The sequence below is a fragment of the Microbacterium sp. UBA1612 genome, from assembly GCF_002321605.1.
In the GTDB taxonomy this organism is placed as follows: domain Bacteria; phylum Actinomycetota; class Actinomycetes; order Actinomycetales; family Microbacteriaceae; genus Microbacterium; species Microbacterium luteum.
Map to the genome: position 1 here is coordinate 4,472 of NZ_DCMW01000023.1, position 15,748 is coordinate 20,219.

15 protein-coding genes are annotated in these 15,748 nt (G+C 69.8%); 3 read left to right on the plus strand and 12 right to left on the minus strand.

Annotated elements, in window-relative coordinates:
- The 5 genes from B3S45_RS09745 to B3S45_RS09765 all read right to left on the minus strand — a co-directional run.
- Positions 1–680 (minus strand): LLM class flavin-dependent oxidoreductase (locus tag B3S45_RS09745; protein WP_286720191.1); only part of this gene is annotated, 680 nt, incomplete at its 3' end.
- Between the two features lie 66 nt (positions 681–746).
- Positions 747–1,322: a TetR/AcrR family transcriptional regulator gene (locus B3S45_RS09750; protein ID WP_286720194.1), complete on the minus strand. Its 576-nt coding sequence runs from the start codon at positions 1,320–1,322 to the stop codon at positions 747–749.
- Positions 1,319–2,314 (minus strand): adenosine deaminase, encoded by a 996-nt coding sequence (gene add, locus B3S45_RS09755; RefSeq protein ID WP_286720197.1) that lies wholly within the window; start codon positions 2,312–2,314, stop codon positions 1,319–1,321. Before add ends, B3S45_RS09750 begins: the two co-directional genes overlap by 4 nt.
- A 156-nt stretch (positions 2,315–2,470) precedes the next feature.
- Entirely contained in the window at positions 2,471–2,998 is a 528-nt protein-coding gene (locus B3S45_RS09760) for a flavin reductase family protein (RefSeq protein ID WP_286720199.1), read from the minus strand.
- 21 nt (positions 2,999–3,019) lie between these two features.
- Positions 3,020–3,559 (minus strand): NADPH-dependent FMN reductase, encoded by a 540-nt coding sequence (locus tag B3S45_RS09765; protein WP_286720202.1) that lies wholly within the window; start codon positions 3,557–3,559, stop codon positions 3,020–3,022.
- Positions 3,560–3,967: 408 nt separating this feature from the next.
- Here B3S45_RS09765 and B3S45_RS09770 point away from each other — a divergent pair, with 408 nt between their 5' ends.
- Positions 3,968–4,516: a flavin reductase family protein gene (locus B3S45_RS09770; RefSeq protein ID WP_083336635.1), complete on the plus strand. Its 549-nt coding sequence runs from the start codon at positions 3,968–3,970 to the stop codon at positions 4,514–4,516.
- Positions 4,513–5,217, plus strand: a complete 705-nt coding sequence (locus B3S45_RS09775) for a riboflavin kinase (RefSeq protein ID WP_194383779.1) — start codon at positions 4,513–4,515, stop codon at positions 5,215–5,217. The genes B3S45_RS09770 and B3S45_RS09775 overlap by 4 nt, the downstream gene beginning before the upstream one ends.
- A gap of 25 nt (positions 5,218–5,242) precedes the next feature.
- Here the strand turns inward: B3S45_RS09775 and pgi are convergent, their stop codons facing one another.
- From pgi to B3S45_RS09810, 7 genes are all read right to left on the minus strand, one after another.
- The gene (gene pgi / locus B3S45_RS09780) at positions 5,243–6,958 is read right to left on the minus strand and encodes a glucose-6-phosphate isomerase (RefSeq protein ID WP_286720207.1); all 1,716 of its coding nucleotides are present in this window, start codon (positions 6,956–6,958) and stop codon (positions 5,243–5,245) included.
- 308 nt (positions 6,959–7,266) lie between these two features.
- Positions 7,267–8,379, minus strand: a complete 1,113-nt coding sequence (locus B3S45_RS09785; protein WP_286720210.1) for a LacI family DNA-binding transcriptional regulator — start codon at positions 8,377–8,379, stop codon at positions 7,267–7,269.
- A gap of 25 nt (positions 8,380–8,404) precedes the next feature.
- Complete coding sequence (locus tag B3S45_RS09790; RefSeq protein WP_286720213.1) at positions 8,405–10,291, minus strand: glycoside hydrolase family 3 protein; 1,887 nt, start codon at positions 10,289–10,291, stop codon at positions 8,405–8,407.
- 62 nt (positions 10,292–10,353) lie between these two features.
- Entirely contained in the window at positions 10,354–11,250 is an 897-nt protein-coding gene (locus tag B3S45_RS09795) for a carbohydrate ABC transporter permease (RefSeq protein WP_071045603.1), read from the minus strand.
- Positions 11,251–11,254: 4 nt separating this feature from the next.
- Positions 11,255–12,211: a carbohydrate ABC transporter permease gene (locus B3S45_RS09800; RefSeq protein ID WP_071045604.1), complete on the minus strand. Its 957-nt coding sequence runs from the start codon at positions 12,209–12,211 to the stop codon at positions 11,255–11,257.
- An 8-nt stretch (positions 12,212–12,219) separates the two neighbouring features.
- Positions 12,220–13,485, minus strand: coding sequence for an extracellular solute-binding protein (locus tag B3S45_RS09805; RefSeq protein ID WP_286720217.1), 1,266 nt, complete (start codon positions 13,483–13,485; stop codon positions 12,220–12,222).
- Positions 13,486–13,724: 239 nt separating this feature from the next.
- The gene (locus B3S45_RS09810) at positions 13,725–14,084 is read right to left on the minus strand and encodes a hypothetical protein (RefSeq protein WP_286720218.1); all 360 of its coding nucleotides are present in this window, start codon (positions 14,082–14,084) and stop codon (positions 13,725–13,727) included.
- Positions 14,085–14,238: 154 nt separating this feature from the next.
- Here B3S45_RS09810 and B3S45_RS09815 point away from each other — a divergent pair, with 154 nt between their 5' ends.
- Positions 14,239–15,675 (plus strand): cell division initiation protein, encoded by a 1,437-nt coding sequence (locus B3S45_RS09815; protein WP_286720220.1) that lies wholly within the window; start codon positions 14,239–14,241, stop codon positions 15,673–15,675.
- The last annotated feature ends 73 nt before the right edge of the window (positions 15,676–15,748 follow it).

Genomic DNA, 15,748 nt, shown 5'->3' on the forward strand with positions numbered 1-15,748 from the left:
GAGGATGTGCCCGCCTGGAACAGCAGCGGCGTGCGCTGCGGTCCGGGCGGCACCGTCAGCAGGCCCTTGGCGTCGAAGTGCGGCCCGTGGTGCTCGATCTCGCGCACCTTGTCGGGGTCGGCGAAGACGCCGCGCTCGCGGTCGACGGCGAGGCCGTCGTCATCCCATGACCCCTCCCACAGTTTCAGCGACAGGTCGACGTGGTCGGTGGCGATCTCGTAGCGCTTGTCGTGGTCGGTCAGCGGGATGCCGAACAGGCGCGCGGACGCGTTCTGACCGGCGCCGGTGACGATGTTCCAGCCGATGCGTCCGCGCGTGAGGTGGTCGAGCGTCGCGAGCTTGCGGGCGACCATTGGAGGCTTCTCGACCATGGTCGAGAGGGTGACGGCGAGACCCAGGCGGTCGGTCACGGCGGCGAGGGCGGGGAGGATCGCCATCGGATCGGCTTTCGGGAACTGGATGGCGCCGCGGATCGCGGCCGGCGGCACGGCATCGTCGACGATCGGGTATCCGTAGTCGTCGGCGAGGAACAGGAAGTCCACGCCGGCTTGTTCGCAGCGCCGTGCCATCGTGACCCAGTACTCCAGGTCGAGGTAGTCCGTCGACCGGTTCTCGGGCAGCTTCCACATGCCCATCGGGCCTGCGCTCTGGAACATGCCGAGCTTCCACGGTGCCGCCATCCGACTCTCCTCCGACCTGAGTGAACTGAACGGTTCACACTGTAGGCGGCGATTGTTTCGGCGAGGTCACCGGCGGGTCAGAAGCGCGTGCACCGTGGCGTGGTTCGCCGCGCGAAGCTCGTCGGGATCGACGCCGGTGAGGGTGAGGAACTGCAGGCCGCGCCAGAGGCCGACCAGCTGCGTCGCCGCGACGCGGGCGTCGTCGGCGCCGAAACCGTCGCGCCGCAGCACCTCGGCGGTCGCGTCGATCCACTCGTGCGCGATGCGGTCGGTGAAGGCGTCCCAGCCGTCGCGGTCGCGCATCGCGGTGCCGAACTGCTGGAAGAACAGGCGCAGGAACGGGTGGTTCTCGGGCGCGGAGAGGTCTTCCCACACCGCCAGCAGGCGCTGTTCGATCGGACCGTCGCCGGCGAGGCGGGCGAACATGTCGCGCAGGCGGGGAAAGCGCTCGAACGCCGCCTGCGCGGCCTCATCCAGCAGCCCCTGCTTGGAGCCGAAGTAGTACAGCACCATGCGGTTGTTCGACCCGATACCGCGCGCGATCGCGCTGAGGCTCATGTCGATCACGCCCTCGCGCAGGATGAGGTCGGTCGCGAGCCCGAGCAGGCGCGCGCGCTCCGGGCTGTCGCCGGCGTCGTTCACGCGAGCCAGGCGTCGATGGCGGACCTCGCGCGCGCCTTCGTCTCGTCATCGGCGAGGGTGGTCTCGATCGAGGTCCACGCGCACGCGGCGAGCTGCTCGTCGGTCATCCCGAGTTCCCGCCGGCACAGCTCGTACTCGTCGAGGATGTCGGGCCCGAACAGGATCGGGTCGTCGGCGTTGATCGAGCAGCGCACACCCGCATCCAGCAAACCCACGAGCGGATGCGCGGTCATGTCGTCGACGACTTCGAGCAACAGGTTCGAGGTGGGGCACACATCCAGCGGGATGCCGCGATCGGCCAGTTCCGCCACGAGCGCCGGGTCTTCCGCCGCGCGGACGCCGTGGAGGATGCGGTCGGCCTGCAGGGCATCCAGGGCGTCGCGGATCGACTCCGGGCCCACGAGTTCGCCGGCGTGCGGCGTGGACTGGAGCCCGGCGGCCTTGGCGAGGGCGAACGGCTCGGCGAAGTCGCCGGCGGGGTAGCCGCGCTCCTCGTTGGCGAGCCCGAGGGAGACCACGCCGTCGCCGGCGCGCGCGGCGGCCGCACGAGCGATCACCATGGCTTCATCGAGATCGCGCATCCGGTCGATGGTCGGCATGAGTCCGAAGGCGACGCCGTGTGCCGCCGACGCGGCGCGGGCCAGCGCGATGAGTTCGTTCAGCGCCGCCTCGACGGTGCCGTAGCGTTCGGCGTAGAACTGCGGGCTCACGGCGAGTTCGAGGTAGGCGACGCCCTGCGCCGCCTGATCGGCGAAGATCTCATCGGTCAGGATGCCCAGATGGTCGGGGTGGTCGAGCGAGGCCAGGAGGCTGCGATACGTCGCGCTGAATTGGGTGAAGCCGGCGAAGCCGGTCGTCGGCGCCTCGTCGATGCCGAGCTTCTGCGACAGTCGCGTGAGCGTCGCCGGGCGCATCGCCGCCTCCATGTGCAGGTGCAGGTGTCCCTTGGGGAGGTCGCGCAGGTCGCGCGTGGCGGGGGCGGGGGTGGTCACGGATGCTCCTGGGGTCGGCGAAGTGAATCGAACGGTTCATACCCTACGGTCGCGATGTTTCCGCGACGTGTCCGGCGAGTGCCGCCGTGCCTGCACGCGACGAGGGCGCCCCGACTGCGGTCGGGACGCCCTCTGATCGCGCCGGGTGGATGAGGTTTACCCGGCGAGCTGTCCGAGCTCCCGCAGATGGCGGTAGGCGCCCTTGAAATAGAGGAGCGGCTCGGTGTCGCGCTCGTGCCACTCGGCGGGGCTCATCTCGACGACCTTGCCGATCACGATGAGGTGGTCGCCGGCTTCGTGCTCCGCCCAGATCTCGCAGTCGACCCACATCAGGGTGTCGGCGATGATCGGGTTGCCGGAGGCGGCCGGGCTCCAGTCGATGCCGGCCCACTTGTCGGTGCCCTTGCGGGCGAACTGGTTCGAGACGGCGCGCTGATCGTGAGCGAGCACGTTCACGGCGAACTTGCCGTCTGCGGCGATCCGCGGATACGTGGTCGACGTCTTCATGACGCTGAACGACACCAGCGGCGGATCGACGGACACCGAGTAGAACGACTGGCACGTGAAGCCGATCGGTGCGCCGTCTTCGGTGCCGGAGACGATGGTGATGCCCGAGGCGTAGTGGCCGAGCGTGTCGCGGAAGCGGCGCGCGTCGATGGCCGTGGGCGGGGTGGGGTGAGACATGAATCCTCCTTCGGCCGTCGTTCAGGCGGTCACGGGCGCGTCGGCCGTCGCGGCGGCGACGGTGGCCAGGCGGTTGAGATTGCTGCGGTACTCGGCGGCGGCGTTGGCGACGACCTCGTCGAGCTTGTCCATCTGGCTGAGGGCCAGGTAGAAGCCGCGTCCGGGAACGGTCGCGCCGAGCTCCACCAGGAGCGGTGAGAGCGTGAAGGTCGGGCCCATGGCGTGGGTGAAGTCGGCGCCGGTGTGGACCGGGATCGCGGTGACGCCGGCGAGGCCGTTCGCGGGGTATCGATCGAGGAAGGCCTTGAGAAGGCCCGTGTAGGTCGCCTTGTACGTCGGCGACGCGAACGCCACCAGATCGCTCTCGGCGACCTGCGTGTTCAGGGCGGACATCTTCTCCGACGGCCACGCGAAGATCTCATCCACGTGGTCGGCGAGGTCGATGACCTCGAGTTCGTACGAGCCGGGGCTCAGCAGGTGGGAGACCAGAAGCTCGGCCACCTTGCGGGTGCGGGATGCCGGCTTGGGGTTGCCGACGACGACCATCACTTTCAACGACATATGTTGCTCACATCCGTACCGGTTGAGGGGGAACGGAGAGTGCCGTGACTCCACGTAGCGCAGGGGCTGTGGAGCGCACGAGACCTCCACACGCATCCAGGTTCTTTTGGCCCGGAGCGCCCGCAACGGCTTACGCTGCGTGACCGATTCTGCCACCGCCGTGTTTCCGGTGTGTGACGTCGGTCACAGAACGACACACACTCGGCGCAATACGCCGTTTACATCCGTGTGACCGACGGGCAACGCGTCCGGCGCACACTGGATCTCGCAGCGTAAGCCGCTGCGGACCCTCTCGGGACACAAGACCCCGGGGGCAAGCATCGGGTCTGGTGACGGACCGCGTTCGTTGCGTGCCGCCGATCGACCCGTGCTCACCATCCGAGCGACGTCGTCGAAAGGGAGTCCGTCATGACCCTGCTGTACCCGGACCTGTCCGAGAGCACGCGCGTGCTCGATGTGCCAACGCACGACCCCGACCATGTGCGCGGGGCGATGGGAAGGTTCCCGACCGGCGTGGTCGCCCTCTGCGCCATCGTCGACGGCGTGCCCGTCGGCATGGTGGCCTCGTCGTTTTCCGTCGGAGCGTCGTACAGCCCGCCCATGGTGATGTTCTCGGTGCAGAACTCCTCCACGACCTGGCCGATCCTTCGTCGGGCCGAGCGCATCGGCGTGAGCGTGCTCGGATCGCATCAGTCCGACGCCTGCATGCAGCTGGCTTCCCGCAGCCGCGACCGCTTCGACGGGCTGGCCACGACGGTGACCGACGACGGCGCCGTGCTGATCGACGGCGCGGCGATGTGGTTCGACTGCGACGTCTACAGCTGCGCTCCGGCCGGAGACCACTCGGTCGTCGTGATGCGGGTGCACACCATGAACATCGACGACGCGGGTGCGCCGCTGATCTATCACGAGCGCAGGTTCCACGGGCTGGCCGTGATCGACGGAGGTCGCGCGTGACCCCGGAGGAGCTGCGCGTGCTGGCGGATCCTGCCGAGGCGGCGATGGTGCACTCCGTCGGTGGGGCCCCGGCCGTGATCGGCACGGTCATCCACGGCGATCAGCGCGGGCGCGAACTGGGCTTCCCGACCGCGAACCTCGCGCTCGCATCCGACGACCGCATCGAGGACGGCGTCTGGGCCGCCGACGTCTACGTCGGCAACGTGCGCCACATCGCCGCCGCCTCGATCGGCCGCCGCCCCACGTTCTACGCCGCCGGAGGCGTGCGCCTGCTCGAACCGTTCCTGCTGGATTTCGACGGCGACCTCTACGGTCGAACGATCGTCGTGCACCTGCGCGAGCGGATCCGTCCGCAGCGGCGGTTCGCAAGCGCGGTCGCGCTCATCCAGCAGATGCGTCGCGATGTCGAGGACGTTCGCCGGTGGGCGCAGACGGCGCGTTCGCGACCGCTTCGCGCACGCGCGGCGCTGCCCGCGGGCGCCGCATCGCGATCACCGCAGCGGCATGGGGCGCGGGACGCCCAGCGGCGCCGCCTCATCGAAGCCGCGGTGCAGCAGGAGCTCGCCGCTGGCGCCGTCATCTCGCACGAGCGGATCGCCGCCGTGTCCGGCGTGCCGGTCGGCTACCTCCGGTGGCTGCTCCCGTCGATCGACGACCTGCGCGCGGTGGCTCGCGAGGTCACGGTGCCGTACCCCCGCTGAGCGGTCCTGGGCGGCGCCAGGCGGATCAGGAGCGGTGCGTGCGGTAGTACTCCAGCAGGGCGCGGGTGGATGCATCCTGCGCGGCGATCGCATCCTCGTCGCCCTCGATCGCGGGGGCGATCTGCAGCGCGAGCTGCTTGCCGAGCTCGACCCCCCACTGGTCGAAGGAGTTGATGCCCCAGATCACGCCCTGCGTGAACGTGATGTGCTCGTACAGAGCGACCAGCTCGCCGAGCACGCGCGGGGTGAGCGCCGGCGCGAAGATCGACGTGGTCGGCCGGTTGCCGGCGAAGGTGCGGGCGGCCACGAGCGCACCCGTCGTGCCCTCGGCCTCGACTTCCTCGGCGTTCTTGCCGAACGCGAGCGCCTTGGTCTGCGCGAGGAAGTTCGACAGGAACAGTCCGTGAACGTCGCGGCCGTCGTCCTGAAGCGGGTAGGCGGGGTTCGCGAAGGCGATGAAGTCAGCCGGGATGAGGCGGGTGCCCTGGTGGATGAGCTGGTAGAACGCGTGCTGTCCGTTGGTGCCCGGTTCGCCCCAGAACACCTCGCCGGTGTCGGTGGTGACGGGCGTGCCGTCCCAGCGCACGGACTTTCCGTTGGATTCCATGGTGAGCTGCTGCAGGTACGCGGCGAAGCGGCTGAGCTGCTGGGCATAGGGGAGCACGGCGTGCGACTGGGCGCCGAGGAAGTTGACGTACCAGACGTTCAGGAGCCCCATGAGCACCGGCACGTTCTCGGCGAGGGGCGTCGAGCCGACGTGCTCGTCGACGGCGTGGAAGCCCGCGAGCAGCTCGCGGAAGACCTCCGGGCCGAACTCGATCATGAGCGACAGGCCGATGGCCGAGTCGACCGAGTAGCGGCCGCCGACCCAGTCCCAGAACCCGAAGGCGTTGTCGGTGTCGATGCCGAAGTCGGCGACCTTGGGCAGGGCGGTCGAGACCGCGACGAAGTGGTGGGCCACTGCGTCGGTCTTCGCCGCATCCGACCCGTCGATGGCGCCGGCTGCCTCGAGCCCCGCCCACAGCCAATCTCGCGCGAGCCGGGCGTTGGTGAGGGTCTCGAGCGTGGTGAAGGTCTTCGAGGCGACGATGAAGAGGGTCGTCTCGGGGTCGAGCCCCTTGGTCTTCTGGGCCATGTCGGTCGGATCGATGTTCGACACGAACCGAGCCTGGATGCCGGCATCGGCATACGGCTCCAGCGCGGCCGAGATCATCACCGGGCCGAGATCCGAGCCGCCGATGCCGATGTTGACGATATGGGTGACCTTCTTGCCGGTCACGCCCTTCCATTCCCCGCTGCGTACGCGGTTGGCGAAGCCCGCCATGCGCGAGAGCACCTCCTGCACGTCGTCGTCGACGTTCTGTCCGTCGACGACGAGCGCGGGCTCGGAGCCGGCCGGGCGACGGAGGGCGGTGTGCAGCACCGCACGATCCTCTGTCGTATTGATGTGCTCGCCGGCGCGCATCGCGGCGTAGCGCTCGGCGACACCGGTCTGTTCGGCGAGCTTCACGAGCGAGGCGAGGATCTCGTCGGTGACGAGGTTCTTCGACAGGTCGACGTGCAGGTCGGCGAGCGGGAAGCTGAGCTTTCCGACACGGTCATCGTCGGCGGCGAACCAGCCGCGCAGATCGGGGTCGAACGAAGCGCGGTGGGCGTCGAGCTCAGCCCACGCGGAGGTGAAGGTCGGATCGATGGGAGCAGTCACGCACCTACCGTAGCGCGGCGGCCGCGCACCCGGCATGGCACCGCTCGCCTCGGCGGTGTCACGCCCCGAAGGACTGCATGCCGACGACGGAGAGCAGGCGGATCTTCTCGCCGTCGTCGCCGCCGGGCTCCGGGGTGAGCACCAGCAGCGCGTGTGGTTCACAACTCCTCAAAAATGCGGCCTGAGACGGCTGAGCCGTGCCTCACGGGGCCCGAAGCCCGATTCTTGAGGAGTTGTGAACAGCGGTGCGGTTCGGGCGGTGCGGTGCGGGCCGTGCGGAGCGTCGGACTTCCGCCCCCGGCACCCGCAGCCGCTCCCGGCCAGCCCTCTCGCGACGCGCGGGCTCAGGCGCAGCCGCAGCTGCCGCCGAGCTGGAGGGCGACGGCAACGGTCACCGTGCGTGGCGCGACTGAGCCGTCGCCGGGGTCGGTGAGCAGCAGATGGGCGGCGAGGCGGCCCATGAGCTCCATCGGCTGCCGCACCGTGGTGAGCGTGGGGGTGGATGTGCGCGTGGCCTGGATGCCGTCGAACCCGGCGATCAGCACGTCGCGCGGCGCCTCGACACCCCGCTCGCGCAGCGCATCGATGACCGCCAGCGCGGTCTGGTCGGTCGCGCAGACGAGCGCGTCCGGAAGCGACCCGGCATCGGCCCGCTCGAGCAGGGCGGTGAAGACGGGGTCGACGCCGACGTCCACCGGGTCGACCAGTTCGCCGGTCGCCCCCGCGTGAGATACCACGGCTTCGTCGAAGGCGTCGCGGCGCTGGCGGGGATCCCAGCCGTCGGCCGCGCCCACCCACCCGAGGCTGCGCGCGCCGTGCACGGTGACGAGGTGGTCGACGAGCGAACGGATGCCGCCGACGTTGTCGGCGAGCACGTGGTGCCCCGGCCCGCCGTCACTGGAGACCATCACCACCGGCACCGAGGAGCTCAGCGCGGCCGTCGGAGCCAGGCCGACGTGGCCGGGGAGGATGGCGAGCCCGTCGACCTGACCGGCGGTCTCGGCGATCTCGTTCGGCCCGGTGCCGCCGCGTCGCAGCAGCACCCCGGTGGTGTTGCGGCGGCATTCCAGCACGAACCCGCGCTGCACCTCGTCCACGTAGAGCGGGAAGACCTTCGGCTCGCTGGCGCGCGCGTCCTCGGCGGCATCCCACTCCAGAACGGGTGCGCCGAGGTCGAGCGTCGACAGATCGACGAGACCCTCGTCGGCGGCCGGCGTTCCGGGTGCGACGTCGAGCAGCAGGTCGAACAGGTGCAGCCCGAGCACCCCGGTGCGGCCCCGGGCGAGGTTGCGCGCCGAGCCGCTCGGCACGTACCCGATCTCGCGCGCCGCCTGCAGCACGACCTCGCGCGTCTCAGCACGCACCTTGTCGGGGCGGCGGAACGCGAACGACACGGTCGCGATCGACACGCCGGCCCGCTCCGCGACGTCGTAGACGGTCGGTCGGCTCGTGGGCATGTGCTCCTCGCTCTCCTGGGAGATCCTACTGACGCGCCGCCACCGGCTCCGAGGCCGCCGCCACCGGGGCCGGCGCCACCGGACGCAGGCCGAAACCGCGCGGGAAGACGGGGTCGGCGGTGCCGTCGGGAACATCCGTCGCCGACGCGCGCACCGCATCCATCGACCGGGGAATCTCCACCGGCAGCACGCCGCGCGGCGGGATGCGGCCCGACAGGGCCGCGAGGACGGCCTCGTCCGAGCTGCCGTAGTCGGCGACGAGGGCGGATGCGACCGGCAGCAGCGGGGTGAGCACGGCCGGGCGATCGAGGTTCACGACGATCACGAGCGGCACCTGATCGGCGATGCGCGCGAGACGCACGGCGAGTCCGGGCGGGAACTCCAGCGACCCCTGGTGGAACCACTTCTCCAGGAACAGGTCGTCGCGCGGGTCGAAGGGCGCCCCGATCCGCACGATCGCGACATCCGCCTCCTCGGGCCGCACGGCGCGCTCGCCGTACGCGGCGAGGGCATGATCCGCGAGGCCCTCGGCGTAGATCCGCGCGCCGGGTGCGGCGAACAGCGGCAGCGTCTCCTCCCGGTCGACGAGCACCGTGACCGACTCCGCCTGGGCCCGCGTTCCGGCCTCTCGGAAGGCGGCGTTGCCGACGATCCGCTCCGCGGCGTCTTCGTCGACGTAGGGATCGTCGAACAGGCCGAGCTGGAACTTCACCAGCAGGATGCGCCGCACCGACGCATCCAGGCGCTCCTCGGCGACGGCTCCCGAGCGCACGAGGTCCAGCAGCAGGTCCACGCACTCCTCGCCGCCGAACTGGTCGACGCCGGCATCGAGCAGCATGCGCATGCGCCCCGTCGCGTCGAGGTGCTCGACACCCCACGCGCGGGCGGGGAGCACCTGGTCGCCGACGTGGTTGTCGTTGACGAGCTCCCAGTCGGTGACCACGACGCCGTCGAAGCCGAGCTCCTCCCGCAGCAGGTCGGTGACGATCTGCCGGTTGTAGGCGAACCCGACCTCGTCGATCGGCCGCCCGTCGCGCTCGAGGCCGACCGGCATGCCGTAGTACGGCATCATCCCCGCCGTGCCGCGGCGGATCGCCTCGCGGAACGGCGCGAGGTGGTACTCGAACATCCCGCCCGGGTAGTCCTGCTCGCGGCCGTACGGGAAGTGCGCGTCCTCGCCGTCGCGCTGGGGTCCGCCGCCGGGGAAGTGCTTCGTCGTGCACGCGACCGACTCCGGCCCGAGCGCGTCGCCTTGGAAGCCCTCCAGATACGCGGCGGTGATCTGCGATACGCGCTCGGCGTCGTAGCCGAACGTCTGCGCCTGGCGTCCCCAGCGGGGCTCGGTCGGCAGGTCGATCTGCGGGTGCAGCGCCGCACGGATGCCGACGGCGCAGTACTCCTGCCGGGCGACGTCGGCGAAGGTGCGGATGACCTCGAGGTCGTCGAGGGCAGCGAGGCCCATCGGCTCCGGCCACTGCGAGAAGGGCCCGGCCGAGAAGGCGACCCCGGTGTTCTCGACGAACGCGTGGCGCGGGTCGGTGCTGATCGTCACGGGGATTCCGTGCGGGGTCTGCTCGGCCAGCCGCTGCAGGTTGTTGCTCCAGCGGGCGCCGGCCCGTGCGGTCGGGATGTGGTGCACGTTGAAGTGGCTCATCCCCTTGCCGAGGATCACCGTCGAGGTCGGCGACTTCGAGATCGCTCCGGGGGTCTCGAGCAGATCGCCGTCGTCGCCGAGCTCGATGACCGTCTGGAACATCAGGCCCGCCTTCTCCTCGAGCGACAGGCGCGCGAGGAGGTCGGCGGTGCGTTCTTCCGGCGTGAGGCGAGGGTCCTCGTAGGGGTCCATCACCCCGTTGCCGTTGAGGTCGCGGAACCGGGTGCCGTCGGGTGCGGTCGAGAGGGTGGGCTGCATCGGAAGGGCTCCAGAGAGGGGTCTCGGGTCGGAAACAGGGATGCGCGGCGCGGCCGGGCCGGTCACTTCAGGCCCGTGGTCGCGACGCCGCGGATGAACCAGCGCTGCAGGAACACGAACAGCAGGATGATCGGGGTGATCACCAGCACGGACCCCGCCAGCAGCAGCCCGTAGTTCGTGGCGTTCTGCCCGGTCGAGTACAGCGACAGGGCCACCGGGAGGGTGTACATCTCCTCGGTCTGGGCGGCCACGAGCGGCCACAGGAAGTTGTTCCACGAAGACAGGAACGTGAGGATGCCGAGGGTCGCGAGCGGCGGCCCGCACAGCGGCATGACGATGCGCGTGAAGATGCGCCACTCGCCCGCGCCGTCCAGGCGCGCCGCCTCCAGCAGGGGCTCGGGGATGCCGAGCATGAACTGGCGCATGAGGAACACGCCCACCGGGGCGGTGACGAACGGGAGGATCAGCGCCGGGTAGGTGTTCACCAGGCCGAGCGAGGAGACCATCACGAACAGCGGCACGAAGGTCACCACGCCCGGCACCATGAGGGTCACCATCACCAGCAGGAACAGCAGCCGCTTGCCGGGGAACTCCATCTTCGCGAGCGCGTATCCGACCATCGAGCAGAACACGAGGTTGCCGAGCACGGTGAACACGGCGACGATCGCGCTGTTGGCGAAGAACTGCCAGAAATCCAGCGGCCCGAACCAGGCCGCGAAGTTCTCCAGCGTCGGGTTCTGCGGCAGCCATGTCGGCGGCCGCTGCAGGATCTCGCCCTGTGTCTTCAGCGAGCCGAGCAGCATCCACACGAACGGGATGAGCCACAGTACCAGCCCCACGGTGAGCACCGTGTAGGTGAGGGCGCGGGGTCCGAAGCCGCGGCGCCTGCGCCGGCGGGGCGGGGTGGGGGATGCGGCCGCGGCGGCATCCACGGGACGGTCGAGGACGGTCGTCGTCATCGGTTCAGTCCTTCGATCGGAGCAGGCGGAACTGCAGCAGGCTCAGCAGGGCGATCGCGAGGAAGAGCACGTAGCTGGCCGCCGAGGCGAGGCCGTACTCGCCGAATCCGAACTGCTGGTAGGTGTAGTAGGCGACCGAGAGGGTCGAGTCGAGGGGGCCGCCGCGGGTCATCACGAACGCCTCCTCGAAGAACTGCAGGTAGCCGACCGAGATGAGCACGGCACCCAGCAGCAGGGTGGGGCGCAGCAGCGGCAGGGTCACCGACACGAGGCGTCGCCACGCGGATGCGCCGTCCATCGTCGCCGCCTCGTTGACGTCTTCGGGCACGGCCTGCAGGCCCGCGAGGAAGATGATCATGAGGGTGCCGACGTTGCGCCACACCGCCATGACGATGAGCGAGGGCAGGGCCCACGTGGTGTCGTTCAGCCAGTTTGGGCCCTCGATGCCCACGAGTGCGAGGGCGGAGTTGAGCAGTCCGTCGGGCAGCAGGATGTAGCGCCAGACCACGGCGACGGCGACGATGCTCGTGACGACCGGGGCGTAGTAGCCGACGCGGAAGAACGACACGATCTTGCCGCGACCGCTGTTGAGCGCGAGCGCCAGGGCGAGGGCGACGACCATCGTCAGCGGGATGCCGACGAGCACGAACACCGCCGTCACGCGCATCGAGGTGAGGAACCGCGGATCCTGGAAGAGGGTGAGGTACTGCTCGAACCACACGACGTTCACCGCGAACGGGCTCTGGATGTCGCGTGAGGTGAAGTCGGTGAACGACATCGCGAACGACCCGATGATCGGGAAGAGCATGAACACCGCGAAGACGGCGACGAAGGGGAGTGCGAAGCCCCATGCGATGAGGGCCTGACGCTTGCGCTGCCGATCGTGCAGCCCGCCCTTGCGGGTTCCCGGGCTCCCGGAGCCCGTGCGGGCCCCGGGAGCGACGAGTGTCGAGGTCGACATGGGTCAGGTCACTCCAGGCCGATGGCGTCGGCGTCGGCCTGAAGGGTGGCGAGCACGCCGGCGATGTCGCCGTCGCCGCGGCGGAGCTGTTCGAGGGCCTGGTCGCCCTTCGCGGCCACCTGCACCCAGCTGGTGGTCACCCGCGGGGCCTTGGCGGTCTCGAGCTGCGTGCCGAAGGTCTCGAGGCTGGCGTCGTCGGCGAGCGCCGGGTCGTCCCAGGCCGACTGCGCGGCGGGGAGGTCACCGGTGGCCTCGTAGAACGCGACCTGCGTCTCGGGCTGGCTCAGCCAGTCGACGAGCTTCCATGCCGACTCGGCATTGTCGCTGCCGTCGAAGACGACGAGGTTCGCGCCGCCGCTGAACGACACCGACTCCTCGTCGGCGGGCAGCACCGCGGTGGCGTACTGGTCGGCGAACTCCTCACCGGCGGCCAGTTCGAGCGAGCCCCGTAGGAAGGGACCCTCCACGACCATCGGGGAGACGCCGGAGACGAACTCCGACTCCGTCGCGCCCGAGGAGAAGTCGGCGTTCGGGTCGGCGAGGCCCTCATCGAAGAAGCTCTGGTAGTACTCCAGACCCTCCGCCATCTCGGGGGTGTCGAGGGTCCACGACTCTCCGTCGGTGAGCTCTGCACCGGCCGACCACGGCATCCACATCGACCCCTGGAACGAGTCCGCGCCCGCGGGCAGGCGGATGCCCCACTCGCTGCCGGCCTCGGTCTGCAGGTCGGTGGCCATCTGCTTCAGCTCGTCCCACGTGGTCGGAGCTTCGTCCCATCCGGCCTCGGCGGCGAGGTCGGTGCGGTAGTAGAGCACGCGCGTGTCGACGTACCACGGCACGCCGGCGGCGCGCTCGTCGAACTCGGTGGTGCTGACGGCGCCGGGGAAGAAGTCGGCGGTGTCGATCGCGTCGGGGACGGTGGCGAACGCGTCGCCGAAGTCGGCCATCCACGTCGAGCCCATCATGGCGACATCCGGTGTCGTGCCGCCCGCGATGGCGGTCTGGAACTTGTTGTGGGCTGCATCCCAGGGGATGGCGGTGACGTCGACCGTCGCGTCGGGGTTCGCCTCTTCGAACGCCGCGACGAAGTCGGGAAGCGCCTCGCCCTCGGCGCCCATCGCCCACACGGTGATGGTGCCTTCCGCGGGGCTGTCGTCGAGGGTGACGGCCTCGGACGGGCCGGAGGCGGTGTCGTCCGCGCGTCCGCACGCGGTGAGGGTGAGGGATGCGGCGGTGAGCGCCGCGACACCCCCGAGAGCGGTCTTGAGCTTCACGTGTTCCTCCTTGAATCGCGGCTGATCCGGCTGTGGATCTATGCGCATAGATTGCGATGGCTCCCAGGAGTCTAAGCGCATAGATTGCGATCTACAACCCTCATGCGAATAGGGCGAGGTTTATAACTCCTCAACAACCGACGTGAATGCGCGTTTTGGGCGCCCTCAGGTCGATACCCGGTCCGGAGAGGAGGAGTTATGAACGCGCGCGGTGTGGGTGCGACGCGTTGGGTGCCCGCCTAAGAGCGGAAGTAGCGGCTGGCGGAGCTCGTGTAGAGCAGCAGCAGTCCGATCAGCGGCAAGACGGAGCCGAAGATCCCGGCGAACAGCCCCTCGCCGTTGAAGATGCCGATGATCTCGAGCGCGATGTTGATGACGAAGACGACGGTGGCGATGATGCGGGCCGTGTTGTTGCCGCGCCACAGGCCGACGCCGACGGCGAGGGTGACGACGCCGAGGACGAGGCTGATCCAGGCGAGCAGCGCCGACGGGGTGATGAGCAGTCCGCCGAGGATGCCGAAGATCGCCCCGATGATCTGGAAGAACCCGATCAGCCAGGCGACGATCGCGACGAGGGTGACTCCGAGAGGACGGTTCATGCCTCACACGCTAGCGGGGCCGGGTCGGGTTCGCACGTGCCGTGGCTCTGCGGCTTCTCATAGGAATCTCCCCGGGTGAATCACGGGTCGATGAGGCAGGGTGGAGGGGTCGGCTCGCCGGCCGGCATCCCCCCCCCTCGCTGGAAGGTTCCGCATGTCCGACGACGTCCGACACGATGCATTCGACGAGCTTCTGTCTTCGCAGAACGAGCAGGGCGGCGGCTCGGGTGAGGGCGGCAACGCGTTCACCGTCGCCTTCCGCGGGTACGAACGCCGCGAGGTCGACGACGCCATCGGGGAGTTGACGGCGCGCGTGCAGCGCTATCAGAACGAGCTCGCCGCCACCGAGCAGTCGCGTCGCGACTCGCTCGACGAGATGCGTGCGGAGCAGCAGGCCGAGATCGAGAAGCTCGTCTCGGACAACGCCGGGGCCCTCGACAAGCTGCGTTCGGAGCAGCAGGAGGCGCACGCTCAGCTCGAAGCCGACCTCGCCGCGGCGACCGCCCAGCTGGGCGAGGCCGAGACGAAGGTGACGGCGCTCACCGCGGAGCTTGCGGGCACCCCCGTCGAAGAGGGTGTTGCCAACGACCGCGAGCAGTTCGAGGCCGTGCTGCGGGTGGCAGAGGAGCAGGCGAGCCTGCTGATCCGCAACGCCGCGTCGCAGGCCGAGCGCCTGCTCGAAGCCGCACGCGAGCAGGCTGAGGGTGTGCGATCCGAGGCGAAGACCGACGCGGCGACGATCGTCGAGAAGGCGCAGCACGACTCCGACCAGAACCGGCTGCGCATCGACACGGAGTACACGGCGCACGAGGCGCGCCTCGAGCGCGAGGCCGCGCACGCGACGGAGAAGGTGCTGCAGGCCGAGCGCGAGGCGGAGGCCATTCGATCCGAGGCAGAGAAGGGTGCGGCGGCGCTGCGGGCGATGGTGACCCGCGAGACGACCGACATGCGCACCGAGGCCGAGGCGGCCGTGCGGGAGATGAACGCGCGGGTGCTGGAGTTCGAGGAGACCCTGACGCGGCGCCAGGACGACGCCCAGCAGGAGTTCCTCGTGCTCCACAACCAGGCCGTCTCGCACGCCGAGCGGATCACGTCCGACGCGAACGCACAGGTGGCGGCATCCCTCGAGCACGCCCAGCGCATCTCGAACAAGGCCGAGGACTACGAGCGGCTCATGCGCGCGCAGGCGCAGCAGATCGACGCCGACGCGCGGGTGAAGGCGCAGCAGACCATCGACCGGGCGCGCGAGAAGGCGCAGAAGATCGTCGACACCGTCACCGGACACAGCAACGATGTGCTGCGCGACGCCGAAGACCGTGCCCGGCAGCTGCGCTGGCAGCAGCAGCAGATGACGAGCTTCATGGCCGAGGTGCGCGAGCTCATCCGCCCCGACGGCCTCAAGGTCGCGGATCCGGCCCCGTCCGGGGATTCGGGAGACGCCGAGGCGTCGCGGAGCGTCGAGCGGTCGGGCACCGTCGAGGCATCGGAGGCGTCTGACGAGCCCGCGGATGACGATCCCGCCGCCGGCGACGAGGGGCCCGGTTCCGGCGAGTCGAAGACGAAGGGCGCTGCTTCCGGCGCGTCGAGGTGACGTGAGGGCGGAGTCGCGCGGCTGACGTGCCCCAACTCAGGCTGAGAAGGTCTTACCGGCTCGCATTCGGCCC